The sequence below is a fragment of the Vibrio marisflavi CECT 7928 genome (assembly GCF_921294215.1).
GTDB lineage: Bacteria > Pseudomonadota > Gammaproteobacteria > Enterobacterales > Vibrionaceae > Vibrio > Vibrio marisflavi.
In genome coordinates this window covers 78,308-95,016 of the sequence record NZ_CAKLDM010000003.1, presented here as the reverse complement: position 1 = coordinate 95,016, position 16,709 = coordinate 78,308, and the positions used below count along the sequence as shown (strand labels likewise).

Below are 16,709 nucleotides of genomic sequence, written 5' to 3'. Positions count from 1 at the left end.
CCAGATGCGCAATGCTCTGGTTGTTTTAGTTTATGAGCAAGTAAATTAGTGACCTAGACGAATTAAATAGACTTTGATGAAACTTATTTCAGCGTATTCCTGTCTTATTTAGTTAGAATATCGCCAATTTAATAGACATTGATGTTTTTATGCGCACACTCGTTTCTTTGCTTGTTTACTTCCTGCTTTCCTTTTCTAGCCCAGCAATAGCTCAACTAAGCAATACCGTTGCTTTACCGGGAGCTTCCAGCAGTTCCCAAAAGTTTGTTCCTGTCGATCAGGCTTTTGCTTTTAGTCACTTTCAACAAGGAAAATTCATATATTTAGATTGGCAGGTTAAGCCCGATTACTACCTGTATCGCCATACTATTTCCGTTACCGGTACAAATGTAGAGCTGGGCGATATTGTTATACCTAAGGGACAAGAGCATAAAGACGAGTTCTTTGGCGAAGTAAATATTTTCACATCTCCACTATCAATTGCGGTTCCTATCGACAACATCCAGCCGGGTGCTCAATTAACCGTCCAGTATCAAGGCTGTGCAAAGGCAGGGTTTTGCTACCCGCCAGAAACAAAAATCATCAACATTGAATCTCCGCAAGCCTCTAGCAGCGTGCCAAATGACAGCGCAAATGCTCAAGCAAAAAATGCTAACGGTTCAGTGGCTGTAAACCAAAGCGCTGACAGTTCAGGCTACTTTTCCTTTTTAGGTAGCCATTGGTGGACTCCGGTTCTCTTTTTAGCACTAGGAGTTGGACTTGCCTTTACTCCTTGCGTGCTGCCAATGTATCCAATTTTGACCAGCATTGTATTGGGCAGTGGGCGATTGTCACACAAGAGAGCTTTCGCCTTATCAATGATTTACGTGCAGGGGATGGCGCTCACCTACACCATTTTAGGCCTCATAGTGGCATCTGCTGGAATACAGTTCCAAGCAGCCATGCAGCACCCTTATGTATTAGTCGGCTTAAGCGTATTGTTCATAGCTCTCGCACTATCTATGTTCGGCTTGTATTCACTTCAGCTACCAAGCCGCGCTCAAACATGGTTAAACTCGCTAAGCAATCAGCAGCGTTCTGGAAACAGCCTCGGTGTATTTGCTATGGGCGCCATCTCTGGATTGGTTTGCTCACCATGCACGACTGCTCCACTATCAGGCGCCCTACTATACGTGGCGCAAACAGGTAACCTTTTCATAGGTGGCATCACGCTTTATGCACTAGCGCTTGGCATGGGTATACCGCTCATTTTAGCTGCCGTATTTGGTAACAAGCTGCTGCCGAAGTCTGGCGACTGGATGAACAAAGTGAAGGCACTGTTTGGATTCATTCTGCTTGCTGCGCCTATCTTTTTGTTAGAACGAATGATTCCTGAATTTTGGGCTTCCATACTTTGGTCTATTCTCGGCATTGCCGCATTTGGCTGGCTTTACCATGTTAAAAACAGCTTCCACTCTGGCGGCTGGAAACAAAGCGTTGTCGCCATTATTGCAATTTTGGGCATGCTATTTTCGGCCCAGCCTATTTTGCATGATTGGTATTCCTCATCAAACACGACAATGGATTCGAGGCCAACAATAGAGTTCGTTCGTATTCACAATATCAACGAACTCAATGCCCAGCTTGAGAAAGCCAAGCTAGAACACAAGCCTGTCATGTTAGATTTTTATGCCGATTGGTGCGTTGCATGTAAAGAGTTTGAGAAATACACCTTCCATGAAAAGGCTGTTGAAGAGAAGCTGCAGCACTTTGTATTACTGCAAGTGGATGTCACTAAGAGCCTGCCCGAAGATTTTAAACTAATGCAGAAAATGAACGTGCTCGGCTTACCAACCATAGAATTTTGGAACGCTAAAGGCGAGCATATGGTAAACGCGAGAGTGACCGGCTTTAAGGATGCCAAAGCATTTTTGGTACATATGAATCAGTTCGATTTTACAACGAGCAATAAGTAGTTCCATGCCAATCAAACTAGCTGATTAGCGCTAGACGGATGTTCGGGGCTTAATTTTATCAATAGGAAAGCCCCGTTCAATTTTCACTCTACTTAATTCATCGTCCTTAGCTAAACTCTCCTCTATAGCAGCAACCCATTCACACTTTTAAGAATAAAACCCTAAAATTGAATGCATATGTATTGTTGCAATTGCCCAGAGGCAGGTATAGTAAGTCAACAGCCATTAACCAGTACTTTCTTTATGGAATCTAGTTACACCATCGTGATTGCTGACGATCATCCATTATTTCGAAATGCACTTTTTCAATCGGTGAACATGGCTATTGGGGATGCAAACCTACTTGAAGCCGACTCTCTCGATGCTCTTTTCTCTCTAGTGAAAGCTCACGAAGACACTGACCTAGTGTTACTAGACCTAAAAATGCCTGGTGCTAATGGCATGTCTGGACTTATCCAACTGAGAGCAGACTACCCCAATTTACCTGTAGTTGTTATCTCCGCCAATGAAGAACCGAGCGTAGTCTCGCAAGTTAAAGCACATGGAGCTTTCGGCTTTATTCCAAAATCGAGTGATATTAAGTCGTTAATTGGCGCATTGAATCAGGTTCTTGAAGGAGAGCCCTACTTCCCAGATATATCTTCATCATACTCTCAAGAACACTACGAGCTTTCACAAAAAATTGCGACGCTGACCCCCCAGCAATACAAGGTTTTGACCATGCTTTCAGATGGTCTTCTGAACAAGCAAATTGCATACGAATTAAATGTCTCAGAAGCAACAATTAAAGCCCATATGACGGCTATTTTTAGAAAGTTAGGCGTTAAAAATCGAACACAAGCGGTCATATTGCTGCAACAGACTGAAACTGAACATTAAACGTTACACATTCTTCACAATTCTGGATCAAAACAAGTTACAATAGAGTCTAACTTGAGATCAGTAGATCTACTTTATTCATCCCTCTGTTTTATTAACTCTGGGAGGTCCTACTTTGCTGGATAATCTAATTACCCAATTTGTTCTACTATGGGCCGTCATTGACCCAATTGGTTCAGTACCGGTTTATATGTCGCAAACCCATCATCTAGAACTCAAACAACGCCGCTTAGTTGCACTCAAAGCTGTCGCTATCGCAACTGTTGTTTTGCTCTTCTTCTTGTTGGTGGGTCAAATGTTGCTAGAAGCAATGCAAATTCCTTTGCCTGCCTTTCAAGCTGCTGGCGGTTTGGTATTGCTCCTGTTTGCTTTAACTATGATTTTTGGCGAGAGCAAACCTGAAATAGAGCAAAAAATATCTGAAGAAATCAGCCACTCTGAGCTGGCAAACTTAGCAGTCTACCCTTTAGCAATTCCTTCTATCGCCTCTCCAGGCGCTATGATGGCAATCGTATTACTAACAGATAACCATCGCTACTCAATCGCAGATCAAGCGATCACAGCAGGCGTAACGTTATCGGTTATGGTGATTACTCTATTACTACTATTTAGTGCGACCACCATTCAAAAAGTGATTGGTAATGTCGGCGCTGCTGTTATCAGTCGAGTAATGGGACTCATATTAGCGGCAGTAGCTCTGAATAATTTATTGTTAGGCATCAAAGACTTCTATTTCTAGCCGAGAAATAGACTCAAAGCCCTATCTTTTTGTTATTCAAACTTTTTTTATAAGCGCCACTTCTAAGTGGCGCTTTTTGTTTGAATTTTTCCAATGAAAGTCTCACCACCAGCTTGCCTTTTCCCCAATACCTTACAAAACTAACATTGTGATAACACTCCAATAACACACAAGGAGAAAACCATGGCTTTCGAGTCTACAGAGCAAGCTAAGGCCTACTGGAAAGAGAATTTAACTCTAATGACGATACTATTAGTCATCTGGTTTGCTGTTTCCTACGGCGCTGGAATTTTGTTCGTTGACGCACTAAACAATATTCGACTTGGTGGTTTTAAACTCGGATTTTGGTTCGCTCAGCAAGGTTCCATATTTACTTTCGTTGTTTTGATCTTTGTTTATGTGTGGCGCATGAACGCGTTAGACAGAAAATATAACGTGCACGAAGACTAAATAAGAGAGACTAAATATGGATATTCAAACTTGGACATTTATTCTCGTCGGCATCACCTTTGCGTTATATATCGGTATCGCGATTTGGGCTCGGGCTGGGTCGACGAGTGAGTTTTATGTAGCGGGCGGTGGCGTTCATCCCGTTGCAAATGGTATGGCAACCGCTGCGGATTGGATGTCAGCGGCATCATTTATTTCCATGGCAGGTATTATCGCTTTCATCGGCTACGACGGTGCAGTGTACCTGATGGGTTGGACCGGCGGCTACGTATTGCTAGCGCTTTGCCTAGCGCCATACCTACGTAAATTTGGTCAGTTTACTGTGCCTGACTTTATCGGCGAACGGTATTACTCGAAAACCGCTCGGATGGTAGCCGTATTCTGCGCGATATTTGTTTCATTTACCTATGTTGCTGGCCAAATGCGGGGGGTTGGAGTGGTATTCTCCCGTTTCTTGGAAGTCGACATAGATATCGGCATTGTCATAGGTATGGCGATTGTATTTTTCTACGCAGTACTCGGCGGGATGAAAGGCATTACCTATACTCAGGTCGCTCAGTATTGTGTGCTAATTTTTGCTTTCTTAGTACCAGCCATATTTACTTCACTAATGATGACCGGACACTTCCTTCCTCAGATTGGTATGGGTTCTACCATGACAGGCAGCGAAACCTACTTACTTGATAAGCTAGATGGCCTAACTCAAGAGCTGGGCTTTACCGCTTATACAGACGGCAGTAAGAGCATGGTCGATGTCTTCTTCATCTGTGCAGCTTTAATGGTGGGTACTGCAGGTCTTCCTCACGTAATTATTCGTTTCTTTACTGTACCGAAAGTGCGTGATGCACGTATCTCTGCAGGTTGGGCATTAGTTTTCATCTCACTTCTTTATACTACAGCTCCAGGTGTTGCTGCTTTTGCTCGCGTCAACATGATAGAAACTCTCAATGGTCCAAACCTACAAGGGGTTGCAGGAGCTGATGCCCCTAGTTGGTATAGAAACTGGGAAGCTACTGGGTTAGTCAGCTGGGATGATAAGAACGGTGATGGTCGTATGTTCTACTCAGGCGATAACCGTAACGAGATGAAGATTAACCGCGATATCATCGTATTAGCATCTCCAGAACTCGCGAACTTGCCTAACTGGGTAGTTGCACTGCTTGCCGCAGGTGGCTTAGCAGCCGCACTATCAACAGCAGCTGGATTGCTATTAGTTATCTCGACTGCAATCTCCCATGACTTGCTGAAGAAAGCCTTCAAACCAAATATGACGGACAAACAAGAGCTTCTGGCAGCAAGGCTAGCCGCCGTGCTAGCCATTCTCGGAGCAGGTTACTTAGGTATTAATCCGCCAGGCTTTGTGGCTCAGGTGGTGGCATTTGCCTTCGGATTAGCCGCCTCTTCATTCTTCCCTGCCATTATTTTGGGGATCTTCTACAAGAGAATGAATAAGGAAGGGGCTATCTCAGGCATGCTGGTAGGTATCGTGTTTACCGCCGCTTACATCATCTACTTTAAGTTTGTAAACCCAGCTGCGAACACGGCAGACAATTGGTGGTTTGGTATCAGCCCAGAGGGTATCGGTACATTGGGTATGGTATTGAACATGGTGGTATCTCTAGTGGTGAGCAAATTCACCGCTGTTGTGCCAGATGAAGTTCAAGACCTAGTGGAGTCAATTCGATACCCTAAAGGCGCTGGTGACGCGCACAGTCACTAAAATAAGCGATAAGTAAAAGAGCCCAGCATGATAGCTGGGCTCTGTGTTTTTTGGTCATCTAAAATAGCAATTAATTACCAGCTGCTGTCATCGAAACCGCCACCGCCAAAGTCACTACCACCGAAGTCACTAAAGCCGCCGTCATCGAAGCCACCGCTATTATCGAAACCACTATTATCAAAGCCGCTATTGTCGAAGCTGCTATTGTCAAAACCAAAGCCAGATCCTGAGTCCGATGCCTGATCGCCACTAAAGTCGCTGTTCCAGTTATCACCACTAGTAAAGCTATCATTACCCGATGCAAAATCACTAGAAGGATCATTCCAACCACCAGTATCCATGCCTTGAGTGAAGTCTTGGTTAGCAAACTGGTCACTGTCTGGCGCTTCATTGATGATGGTTTCATTGACGATAGTCTCGTGATTACCACCAAGGAAGCCTTCTCCGAAACCTCCTCGACCACCAAACATATGTGAGACACCTTCAAATAACAGCGCACCACCAGCGACACCTAGTGCTGTGCTTGCAGCCTGCCCCATAAAACTGCTGCCACGAGATGGGCGATAGTCATTGGCTTGGGGCTGCGCATAGCCGTGTTGCTGCTGAGAATAGTTTGGGGAGGAAGAATAGTTCGCGTTGTTTGACTGTGTAAAGCCACTATTACCCGCTGAGGAGTGGTTGTTTTGCTGAGATGAACCGCCGAACAAACCACTTAAGAAACCGCCTTTCTTCGGTGTTGCCGCTTGACGTGCTTCTTGCTCTAGCTGCTTAATTTTTTCCTGACTCGCTTTCAATGCGTGCTCTTGAAGTAGAACTGCTTGAGTAAGCAAATACATTGCACGTGGCTGGTTCGACATTAATTTTTGAATAAGCTTTTCAGCATCAGTATCAATATCAGACAATTGAGCTTGTTGCAGGCGCTGGGCCAGATTCTCAATTAAAACCTTTTCATCGGCGTTCATTTTTAACCTCTTAGGAAATCAAATTTAGTCAAAAAATCAGTATCAGATTACATTGTCTAATGTGCATTCTTGCTATTTACTGCACATTGATTCCTTTCAAGTTAAATGTCCTAACTCGATACTTTCATATTTATTGGTAGGTATACCTGTTTTACCATTTTACTCCAAGCATTATTACTTTTCGGTCAAGTTTTCGACAATAAACATACAAAATATCAATACCTAACATACCAAACTGCGCAGTCTAGCTAACAAATTGGTTTAACATCGCTCTCAGTTTGATGGCTTTGACAGGCTTTGGAATAAACTCAAACCCTTCGGAGTGAATAGACTGCGTCATATTCTCTGTACGGTCCGCACTGATGATCACTCCCAAAAACGTCGTGGAGATCTCTGCACGTAAGCGAGTTAAGATATCGATTCCTGTCAGCAGTCCATCTAAGCGGTAATCAGACAGAACAATACTCGGTACCCAACCTTGATCCAACGCTGCCAAGCTTTGCTCTAAATCGGCCGCTACTTTTACATCGCACCCCCACCTTTCTAGCAACGCATTCATTGCGATGCGGATTTTCTCTTCGTTGTCGACACATAGCACTTTCACCCCGTGCAAATTTGTGCCCTGAGGTTGAATAGGTTTACTTGATACCACTGCGGGCTTATTTGCTTGCGGTAGAGAAATCGAAAAGACACTCCCCTTACCTAACCGAGATTGCATCGAGATTTGATGTCCGAGCACATTGGCTATCCCCTTGGAAATGGCAAGCCCAAGACCAAGTCCTTTTTGCGAACACGAACTTCCGCGAGTAAATTCCTCAAAAATCTCTCTTTGCTTGCCCTCATCAATACCTTGTCCGTTATCCCACACTTCTATTCTGGCTAAACCTTTTACCCGCCGTATACCAACCACCACTTTCCCTTGTGGATTGTATCGAAACGCATTAGTTAAAAAGTTCTGGATAACACGCCTAAGAAGCTTCGGATCAGACTTCACATATAAAGAAGAAGGAATCATATTAAAGTCGATGCCTTGCTCTACCGCCAATGCTTTAAACTCAGCATTGAGCTTGCATAGCACATCATTAATCGCAAACACCGACATATTCGTGTCCAACTTGCCAGACTCAAGTCTCGAAATATCCAACAAGTCACCAATCAAATCTTCAGCGGCATTTAACGCACTTTCTATGTGCGAAGATAACCCTTTACCTTCTTCGTCCTGTGCTACTTCAGAAAGTGATGATGCAAAAAGCCTCGCCGCATTGAGCGGTTGCATCAGGTCATGGCTTACCGCCGCAAGGAATCGAGATTTGGATTTAGATTCATACTCTGCTTTTTGTCTTGCACAAATGAGCTCTCGGTTCAGCGTTTCAAGCTCTTGCGTCCTTTCTAATACTCTCTCTTCTAACGTCTCATTTGCTTGCTTCAACGCTTCTTCGGTATTTCTGAACTCGGTGATATCCGTGTAGCGCATAACAAAGCCACCGCCCGGCATTGGGTTTCCATGTACCTCAATAACTCTGCCATCTGGAGATTGGCGCGTTGAAGTATGGCTCGCGCCTTTCTCAAGATAAAAAATACGATGACGAACGTGGTCATTCGCCTCACCTGGCCCAAATAACCCATGTTGTGCGTTAAATTGAATCATATCGGCAAATGGGCGGCCGACTTTCACAAGATTAGAAGGAAAATGAAACAGCTCTTTGTATTTTTGATTCCAAGCAACCAATTTAAGCTGCTTATCGATAACCGCAATACCTTGGTCTAAGTGCTCTATTGCGCCTTGCAAAACGCCACGACTAAAATCATACAGCTCGGAAGCTTCGTCCATGATGGTCGCAATGTCTTCCAGCTGCATGCTGCGCCCTTGCAGCGCAGAAGTGAGAACCAGCTTTGCTGACGAAACACCAAACACACTCGCCAACACTTTTTCTGTGTATCGAATCAGTGACGAAGGCGCTTGCTGACTTGCTTCAACCTTCTCACCATATGTTCGCCAAAATTGACGAAACTCGACCCGCATACGCTCTCGACCAACGAAACGAGAAGCCAGCAACTCCAACTCTCCAACTGTTACTCGGCTTTGATAAACATTGACGTTTTCATTCTCTGGCAGCGGTGAACCTATAAATGCTGAGCTATGTAGCCGCTCACTTAGGCTAGTACGAGTCAACAATGAAAATACAACATACAACAGAGTATTGGCGAGCAAACTCAGCAGCATGCCCCAGTCGAGCGTACTGATATTAAAGTGTTCGAGCGGAGTGATCAGCCACAGTAAAAAGTTGTTATCAGCACTGCCTGCTAACCAGCCAAGCTCAGAGAATAAGGTGAGAAACCAAATACAAAAGCCGATAGCTAGTCCTGCGTACACACCACGGCGGTTACCAAAACGCCAATACACACCACCAATGAGTGCAGGTGCAAATTGGCCAACAGCAGCAAATGACAAATAGCCAATAGCTGATAGAGATTGGATGTTTTCCAGCACCAAGTAACATAACCAAGCACCAAACATAAGTAGGATGATGATTGCTCGGCGAGCGGTAATAAGGTGGTGCGAAAACTGATTTCTTTGCTCGCCTAGAATCTTAGTTCGACGCAACAAATACGGCACTACGATTTCATTCGACAACATAATTGCAAGAGCAATGGTTGACACCACCACCATGCCAAATGCCGCCGATAAACCGCCAATAAATGCAAACAACGCCAGCTTGTTTGCCCCAACCATCAAAGGAATGGACAAAACTTGGCTTTGTCCGCCAGAGGAGCCAACTAAAGCCGTGCCAGCCCAAGCAATCGGCAGAACAAATACCGCGAACAACAACAAATAAAGAGGAAAGATAATACGAGCTTTCTTTAAGTCATACAGTTTTTCGTTCTCTACTACCATCATGTGAAACTGGCGTGGTAAACAGATGATTGCGACACCTGATAGAACAAAATGAATGATTAATGTGCCCCAATTGGGTGGTTGATAGGTTTGCTTCGCTATCTGCAGCAGGTTAACCCTGTCATCGCCAATCGCGAGATAGATAGCAAGACCGCCGATGGCCAAGTAAGCAACAAGCTTAACGATGGATTCAAACGCAATCACTTTGGTAAGGCCGCGATGATGCTCGCTAGACTCGAGATGCTGAGTACCAAACAAAATCGTAAACAGCGCCAACACCACCACAATTGAAATTGAGAGAAGCTCTTTGTACTCTCCTAAATGAGTAACCAAGCTTGGTGAAACCACCTCTAGGCCTAAGATTATCCCTTTGATCTGCAGTGCAATATAAGGCAATACACCAATCACCGCGCACAAAGTCAATACCGTAGCCAAGCTATGGGACTTACCATATCGAGCCGCAATAAAGTCGGCGATAGAGCTGACATTCTCACGCTTCGAAATCAAGATTATCTTGGCCAGCACTTTCCAGCCAAAAACAAACACAAGTATAGGAGCAACATAAACGGGCAAAAATGCCCAAGGGTTGAGGCTGGCTTGACCAATTGTGCCAAAAAATGCCCAAGAGGTACTGTACACTGCTAGGGATAAGCTATATATCCACGCCCTTCTGCGAGCGAGCCAATCACGGTTTCTATCTCCATACCACGCGAGTACGAAAAGAAACCCCAGATAAGCGAGAGATAGCAGTACCACAAGCCAATCCATTTTACTCTCCTAAAGTTACTTATAGCCTTTGCCGTGTTCAGTTAACTTGGAACTACTGCCCATCTGGCGATAATTTTACATCGATAACTCTTGATGGCTGCTTGTCCAATTTAATAAATAGTGCCAAGAAACCCATGAACGCCATTAGTAAAAATATATTTGCGCCCCAATGCTCATACCCCCAGCCACTCACAGCCGTCATTAGAGCAATAAATGCTCCAAGTGGAATGGCGTTGTACAGCGCTTGCAGAACCACAATTCGACTCTCTTCACCACGTTCAATATAACGAATAGTCGCTAAGTGAGCCGTCGCAAAAGTAACGCCGTGCAACAGTTGGACAAACACCAACGCAATCACATCGGTAGTGACTGCTGTTAGCCCCCAACGAACAATCACACCAAGGGAGGCAAGCACAAACATGGAACGCAGCGAGCTGCCAGCAAACAGCCGTTTACTGAATGCAAATACCATGATCTCTGCAACAACGCCTAGGCTCCACAAGTAACCAATGGTTGAACCTGAGATACCGGCATCTTTCCAATGCAAACTACTGAAACTGTAGTAAGCAGCGTGACTGCCTTGGATCAAGGACACTAAAACTAGAAACTTAATAATTTGCCAATCTTTTAGCTGAGAAAACACTTTAGGTCGCTCTGGCACCTTCGTCTCATGAGAAACTGGCATCGGGTTAGTGTTTCTAAAGCTAAGTAAAACAGAACCGACCGTGCCCACTAGTGCGGTGATGACAATGACATCTGTGCCATAAAGGGAGATCAAATATCCCACTACGGTCGAGCCCACGATAAACGCCACAGAGCCCCACAACCGAGTCCGGCCGTAGTCGAGCAACTTAAGTCGCGAATAATAGTTGGCCATTGAGTCACTGAGAGTAACGATAAGCCCGCAACACAAGTTAAATAGTACGGTGGCAACAGCGAGAAGCCAGAAATGTGTTTCGACAAAATAATGTAGTGTCAGAAATCCAGCAGCTAAGCAAGCCAATACCCTTAATACTGGAATGAACTGCTCTGCTAAATGGAATCGAGGAGTCAAAAACAAGTTGGCGATACAGCGCGTTGCAAAACCAAGTCCAATTAATATGCCTATGTCAGTGGCAGAGATCTGCTGCCCTTCATACCACAATGCCCAAAATGGCAGGTACACACCATAAGTAAAGAAAAAGCCAAAGATATATTGAGATATCCATCCATGAGGAGAAGGGGGATTCATCGTGCTTCCTAGTCAATGATGAGAGCCGGTTCGCAGCAGTGATTTCGCCGCTGGCACTCAGTTATATGCAAAGTAGCCCCGATTTTACAACACAATAGACAAAATCGTCTGGAGCAAATGCGATATTTTGCCAAACTGTAGAAAGAACCTTTTGATAGTCAGTAAATCATGCCAGATAAATTCAACATGCATACTGCGCCATTTGATAGACTTAGCGAAGCTGAACAGCTCACTGTGCGTGGTGCACTTGATATTGCGTATTACAGAGAAAATGACCCTATTATCCGAAGTGAGCACAGTAGCGATTCACTGTTTGTCATTATCAAAGGTGCGGTAGAAAAGCGCTCTAGTGATGGCAATGAAGTCCTATCTCATTTTGTGGCTGAAGATTTATTTGATGCAAAAGTATTAATTGAAGGTTACTCCAAACACCAATATATAGCGCTGGAAGACACGCTTTGCTACCTACTGCCCCAGTCAGTCTTCCTAAACTTATATAACACCAACCCGCAGTTTGCCGTATTTTTCGATACTAGCTTAGCGAAAAAGCAAGAACTGGTAGAAATGGCAAAGAAGCAGCAAAACCTAGCCGAGTTCATCCTAACTAAAGTGAACTCTGCCATATATCACCCTTCGATTTTGTTTGAGCCAGACACACCTATTAATGTGGTGACTGAACAGCTGCAGTCTCACAATATTGATGCGGCACTAGTGAAGCTTAGAGAAAATGACCCGCGATTGGAGTCTCATCCAAGCTCACCACATTTTGCAATTATCACCCGAACGGACCTACTTCATGCAGTGATGATTGACTCAAAGCCACTCGATACTGCCGTTGCGCAGGTAGCTTCATTTCCTGTACTCAATGTCAGTGATGGCGACTATCTGTTTAATGCCATGATCACAATGACACAAAACAGAGTGAAGCGCCTAATGGTATGTAAAGACGAAGAAGCTGTGGGCATGCTAGATATGCTGCAAATTCTTAGTTCCTTTTCCACTCACTCACACGTTTTAACACTGCGCATCGCTCGCGCAGGTTCAATAGAAGAACTAAAAAGCGTCTCTACAAACCAGAGAAAACTGGTGCAACAACTGCTCGAAAACGGTATTCATACCCGGTTTTTAATGGACCTAATTGCCACCATTAATGATCAGATCATTGAGCGTGCTTTTGAACTCACAGTCCCACATGAGCACCATCAAGAATGCTGCCTGATCGTTTTAGGCTCCGAAGGACGTAAAGAACAAATATTAAAAACCGACCAAGATAATGCGCTAATTTTGCGAGATAATTCCGATTGGCCACACTGCCATCAGACGATGAAAACGCTCACATCAACACTGTCTGAATTAGGCTACCCGCTATGTCCCGGCAACATTATGGTTAGCAATCCAGAGTGGGTTAAAACTCAACGAGAATGGAAAGAGACCGTCAAGGAATGGGCCACCTCTTCACAAGGGCAAGATGTCATGAGCCTCGCGATTTTGTCTGATGCTCGAGCTGCTGCTGGCAACCACATGCTACTTGCGCCTATCAAGCAAAACATATCTAAGCATATGCAAGATAAGTCCCTGCTAATATCCGAGTTTGCTAAGCCTGCACTCGGCTTTTCCACGCCATTGACCGTATTTGGCAATTTAAAACAGCAAAAGTCTGGGCTCGACATTAAGCAAGGAGGCATCTTTCCTATAGTACACGGCATTCGCTCGTTGAGTTTAGAACATGGTATAGCTGCAACCAGTACCTTCGACCGAGTTGACGCATTGAGCGACCAAAGCGTACTTGATAGGGAAACTGGCGACAATATTGCCGAAGCATTGAAGCTTTTCATCAAGCTCAGACTTTCTCAACAACTTAACAGTAGCAAAGGCATGAGCAATGTGATTGATGTCGAAAAGCTCGACAGAGCAGAACGAGATATCTTGCGCCACAGTTTAAAAGTGGTCAAAAAGTTCAAGCAATGGTTGGAATACCATTACCAAATAAGAGATTAACGCAACGTAGCATGAGCGATTATGAACTGGATACAAAGGTTGCTTTGGCGACACAGGCTAAAAGGGTCAGCATACGCACATTTATTCGAAAAGCCTCATTCGAATGAGCTAGTGGCTATAGATTGTGAGGCCACCAGCCTAGATCCACAAAAAGCAGATCTGTTAACCATCGCGGCAATAAAGATTGCGGGCAATCGAATTGTCACAAGCCAGCCTTTTGAAGTGCAGCTAACAGCGCCTGATTCCCTGAGTGAAGATTCGATTAAAATCCATAAACTTCGCCACCATGATTTGATGGATGGTATAAGCGAAAAACAGGCCATAGAGAAGCTAATCGAGTTTATTGGCAATCGACCAATCGTTGGCTACCACATTCGATATGATAAAAAGATGTTAAATATTGCCTGCAAAAAACACCTTGGTTTCCCGTTACCCAACCGCACTGTTGAAGTCAGCCTGATTTACCAAGATAAACTCAATAAACACCTACCCAATGCGTACCTAGACCTTAGTATAGATAGCATCTGCCAACATTTAGAGTTACCACTCGAAAACAAGCACGATGCGTATCACGATGCACTCGCGGCTGCACTTATTTATACTCATTTAACCTTCGGAAGCCTGCAAAAAACCTCTCCTCCGACGAAAAACTAAGCCAATATTTGTTCACATGGCTGCATATGAGAAATAAAACGCTCACAAAATAGACGAACAAAGCAATATCATCCTAAAGTCTAATTGTAGAACGCATAACTCTATCGGAGAGTGACGGACGGTGTTGTTCACTATGTGACGACGATAACAAAAAATTCTTAAAGTACACCGAAGGCCACAAATTTGATGCATATAATGAACTCAAATTTTCATTTAACCAACACGCAACAAATATGTGAATTTCCCGTAACGACTCTAGCCCTATTTTTATGCGTTTGCTGAATTCAAGAAAAGGAGAGAAGCAATGAGCGAATCCCATGTTTATCCGGTAAAAGAAAATATCAAAGCCAAAACACATGCTGATGCCGAAACGTATCAAGCTATGTATGAGCAATCTGTCAGTAACCCCGTCGAGTTCTGGAGCGAACATGGAAAGATTGTTGATTGGATCAAACCTTTCAGCAAAGTTAAAAGCACCTCTTTTGATACTGGCCACGTTGATATACGTTGGTTTGAAGATGGCACACTAAACGTTTCAGCAAACTGCATCGACCGTCACCTCGCAAGCAAAGGGGACGAAGTCGCTATTATTTGGGAAGGTGACGAGCCTAAAGACGACAAAACACTTACTTTTAATGAACTACACAAAGAAGTATGTCGTTTCTCAAACGCATTAAAAGAGCAAGGTGTTCGCAAAGGTGATGTTGTCTGCCTTTACATGCCAATGGTTCCTGAAGCTGCAATTGCTATGTTAGCTTGTACTCGTATTGGCGCGGTCCACACTGTTGTGTTCGGTGGCTTCTCTCCTGAAGCTCTTGCTGGTCGTATTATCGACTCAGACGCAAAAGTCGTCATCACAGCCGATGAAGGTGTCCGCGGCGGCCGTGCTGTTCCATTGAAGAAAAACGTTGATGAAGCACTGACGAACCCAGAAGTGAAGACGATAAGCAAAGTTCTCGTTCTCAAGCGCACTGGTGTTGATATCGACTGGCACGATCACCGTGATGTTTGGTGGCACGAAGCAACAGCAAACGTATCAGATAACTGTCCACCAGAAGAAATGAAGGCAGAAGATCCGCTATTTATTCTGTATACATCAGGTTCAACAGGTAAACCAAAAGGTGTTATGCACACCACGGGTGGCTACCTAGTTTATGCCACAATGACCTTTAAATACGTATTCGACTACCAAGAAGGTGAGACATTCTGGTGTACTGCTGATGTTGGTTGGATTACAGGCCATACCTATCTAATCTATGGTCCACTTTCTAACGGCGCAAAAACTATCCTATTTGAAGGTGTTCCAAACTACCCTAGCACTAGCCGTATGTGTGAAGTTGTCGACAAGCACGAAGTCAATATTCTTTATACTGCACCAACAGCTATTCGCGCACTTATGGCGAAAGGTGACGAAGCAATTGGTGACACCAAGCGAACAAGCTTGCGTATTCTTGGTTCTGTTGGCGAGCCAATCAACCCTGAAGCTTGGGAGTGGTATTACAAAGCAATTGGCGATACTAACTCACCGATTGTCGACACTTGGTGGCAAACAGAAACTGGCGGCATCTTGATCACACCACTTCCGGGTTCTACTGATCTTAAACCTGGTTCTGCAAGTAAACCTTTCTTCGGCGTCCAGCCAGCTCTAGTCGACAACATGGGTAATATTGTTGAAGGTGCAACCGAAGGTAACCTAGTTATTCTCGACTCTTGGCCAGGACAAATGCGCACTGTCTATGGTGATCACGAGCGTTTTGAGCAGACCTACTTCTCTACATTCAAAGGCATGTACTTCACTGGTGACGGAGCTCGTAGAGACGAAGATGGTTACTACTGGATCACGGGCCGTGTTGATGATGTGCTCAATGTTTCTGGTCACCGTATGGGTACTGCTGAAATCGAATCAGCGCTAGTCGCTTTCGACAAAATTGCCGAAGCTGCGATCGTCGGTATCCCGCACGATATTAAGGGCCAGGCAATCTACGCATACATCACCCTCAATGACGGTGAGTACCCAAGTGCAGAGCTACACAAAGAAGTGAAGAATTGGGTACGTAAAGAAATTGGCCCAATCGCAACACCTGACGTATTGCACTGGACTGACTCTTTACCAAAAACTCGTTCTGGTAAAATTATGCGTCGTATTCTACGTAAGATTGCTACTGGTGATACAAGTAACTTAGGTGATACTTCTACACTTGCAGATCCAAGCGTTGTCGATAAGCTCATCGAAGAGAAAAACGCACTAGTGTAGCCAAAAATCAAAATTCGCTAGCGAATTATACAAGCCACTATCGCAAGGTAGTGGCTTTCTTTTTAACTGTTAAAGCCTGATATGTGCGGCCATAGCGGCCAATCAACTATATTTACCCTCAATGCTTGTGGTGTTATGTATAAGGAGATTAGACCAGTAAAATGCTGCGATTTGTTCTGAATTGGCTATAATCTGAGTCAATT

Annotated in this window: 11 protein-coding genes; 8 read left to right on the top strand and 3 right to left on the bottom strand. The window is 44.4% G+C overall.

What is annotated here, in order from left to right; translation table 11 throughout:
- Positions 1 to 149: 149 nt before the first annotated feature.
- The 5 genes from L7A31_RS20610 (at position 150) to L7A31_RS20590 (ending at position 5,743) form a co-directional block, all read left to right on the top strand.
- On the top strand, positions 150 to 1,955 hold the full coding sequence (locus L7A31_RS20610; protein WP_237363684.1) for a protein-disulfide reductase DsbD: 1,806 nt from the start codon (positions 150 to 152) through the stop codon (positions 1,953 to 1,955).
- A gap of 243 nt (positions 1,956 to 2,198) precedes the next feature.
- The gene (locus L7A31_RS20605) at positions 2,199 to 2,834 is read left to right on the top strand and encodes a response regulator (RefSeq protein WP_237363818.1); all 636 of its coding nucleotides are present in this window, start codon (positions 2,199 to 2,201) and stop codon (positions 2,832 to 2,834) included.
- Positions 2,835 to 2,949: 115 nt separating this feature from the next.
- Entirely contained in the window at positions 2,950 to 3,573 is a 624-nt protein-coding gene (locus tag L7A31_RS20600; protein ID WP_237363683.1) for a MarC family protein, read from the top strand.
- A gap of 183 nt (positions 3,574 to 3,756) precedes the next feature.
- On the top strand, positions 3,757 to 4,023 hold the full coding sequence (locus L7A31_RS20595) for a DUF4212 domain-containing protein (protein ID WP_237363682.1): 267 nt from the start codon (positions 3,757 to 3,759) through the stop codon (positions 4,021 to 4,023).
- Positions 4,024 to 4,039: 16 nt separating this feature from the next.
- Positions 4,040 to 5,743 (top strand): sodium:solute symporter family protein, encoded by a 1,704-nt coding sequence (locus L7A31_RS20590; protein ID WP_237363681.1) that lies wholly within the window; start codon positions 4,040 to 4,042, stop codon positions 5,741 to 5,743.
- A gap of 74 nt (positions 5,744 to 5,817) precedes the next feature.
- On the opposite strand, the gene L7A31_RS20585 is transcribed toward L7A31_RS20590, so the two are convergent.
- From L7A31_RS20585 to L7A31_RS20575, 3 genes are all read right to left on the bottom strand, one after another.
- Positions 5,818 to 6,705 carry a DUF2076 domain-containing protein gene (locus tag L7A31_RS20585; protein WP_237363680.1) on the bottom strand — a complete coding sequence of 296 codons (888 nt, stop codon included), beginning with the start codon at positions 6,703 to 6,705 and terminating at the stop codon, positions 5,818 to 5,820.
- A gap of 244 nt (positions 6,706 to 6,949) precedes the next feature.
- Positions 6,950 to 10,369, bottom strand: coding sequence for a PAS domain-containing hybrid sensor histidine kinase/response regulator (locus tag L7A31_RS20580; protein WP_237363679.1), 3,420 nt, complete (start codon positions 10,367 to 10,369; stop codon positions 6,950 to 6,952).
- Positions 10,370 to 10,421: 52 nt separating this feature from the next.
- Positions 10,422 to 11,600 carry a 3-phenylpropionate MFS transporter gene (locus L7A31_RS20575; protein WP_237363678.1) on the bottom strand — a complete coding sequence of 393 codons (1,179 nt, stop codon included), beginning with the start codon at positions 11,598 to 11,600 and terminating at the stop codon, positions 10,422 to 10,424.
- Positions 11,601 to 11,768: 168 nt separating this feature from the next.
- Between L7A31_RS20575 and L7A31_RS20570 the strand changes: the two genes are divergently transcribed.
- The 3 genes from L7A31_RS20570 to acs all read left to right on the top strand — a co-directional run bounded on the left by L7A31_RS20570 (position 11,769) and on the right by acs (position 16,506).
- Entirely contained in the window at positions 11,769 to 13,598 is a 1,830-nt protein-coding gene (locus L7A31_RS20570; protein WP_237363677.1) for a DUF294 nucleotidyltransferase-like domain-containing protein, read from the top strand.
- A 21-nt stretch (positions 13,599 to 13,619) separates the two neighbouring features.
- Complete coding sequence (locus L7A31_RS20565) at positions 13,620 to 14,252, top strand: 3'-5' exonuclease (protein ID WP_237363676.1); 633 nt, start codon at positions 13,620 to 13,622, stop codon at positions 14,250 to 14,252.
- Between the two features lie 304 nt (positions 14,253 to 14,556).
- Entirely contained in the window at positions 14,557 to 16,506 is a 1,950-nt protein-coding gene (gene acs, locus L7A31_RS20560; protein WP_237363675.1) for an acetate--CoA ligase, read from the top strand.
- The last annotated feature ends 203 nt before the right edge of the window (positions 16,507 to 16,709 follow it).

Bases quoted from the DNA above. Each gene is read 5' to 3' on its own strand.
- L7A31_RS20610 (WP_237363684.1), top strand. From the start codon at position 150: ATGCGCACACTCGTTTCTTTGCTTGTTTACTTCCTGCTTTCCTTTTCT.
- L7A31_RS20605 (WP_237363818.1), top strand. From the start codon at position 2,199: ATGGAATCTAGTTACACCATCGTGATTGCTGACGATCATCCATTATTT.
- L7A31_RS20595 (WP_237363682.1), top strand. From the start codon at position 3,757: ATGGCTTTCGAGTCTACAGAGCAAGCTAAGGCCTACTGGAAAGAGAAT.
- L7A31_RS20590 (WP_237363681.1), top strand. From the start codon at position 4,040: ATGGATATTCAAACTTGGACATTTATTCTCGTCGGCATCACCTTTGCG.
- L7A31_RS20585 (WP_237363680.1), bottom strand. From the start codon at position 6,705: ATGAACGCCGATGAAAAGGTTTTAATTGAGAATCTGGCCCAGCGCCTG.
- L7A31_RS20580 (WP_237363679.1), bottom strand. From the start codon at position 10,369: ATGGATTGGCTTGTGGTACTGCTATCTCTCGCTTATCTGGGGTTTCTT.
- L7A31_RS20575 (WP_237363678.1), bottom strand. From the start codon at position 11,600: ATGAATCCCCCTTCTCCTCATGGATGGATATCTCAATATATCTTTGGC.
- L7A31_RS20570 (WP_237363677.1), top strand. From the start codon at position 11,769: ATGCCAGATAAATTCAACATGCATACTGCGCCATTTGATAGACTTAGC.
- L7A31_RS20565 (WP_237363676.1), top strand. From the start codon at position 13,620: ATGAACTGGATACAAAGGTTGCTTTGGCGACACAGGCTAAAAGGGTCA.
- acs (WP_237363675.1), top strand. From the start codon at position 14,557: ATGAGCGAATCCCATGTTTATCCGGTAAAAGAAAATATCAAAGCCAAA.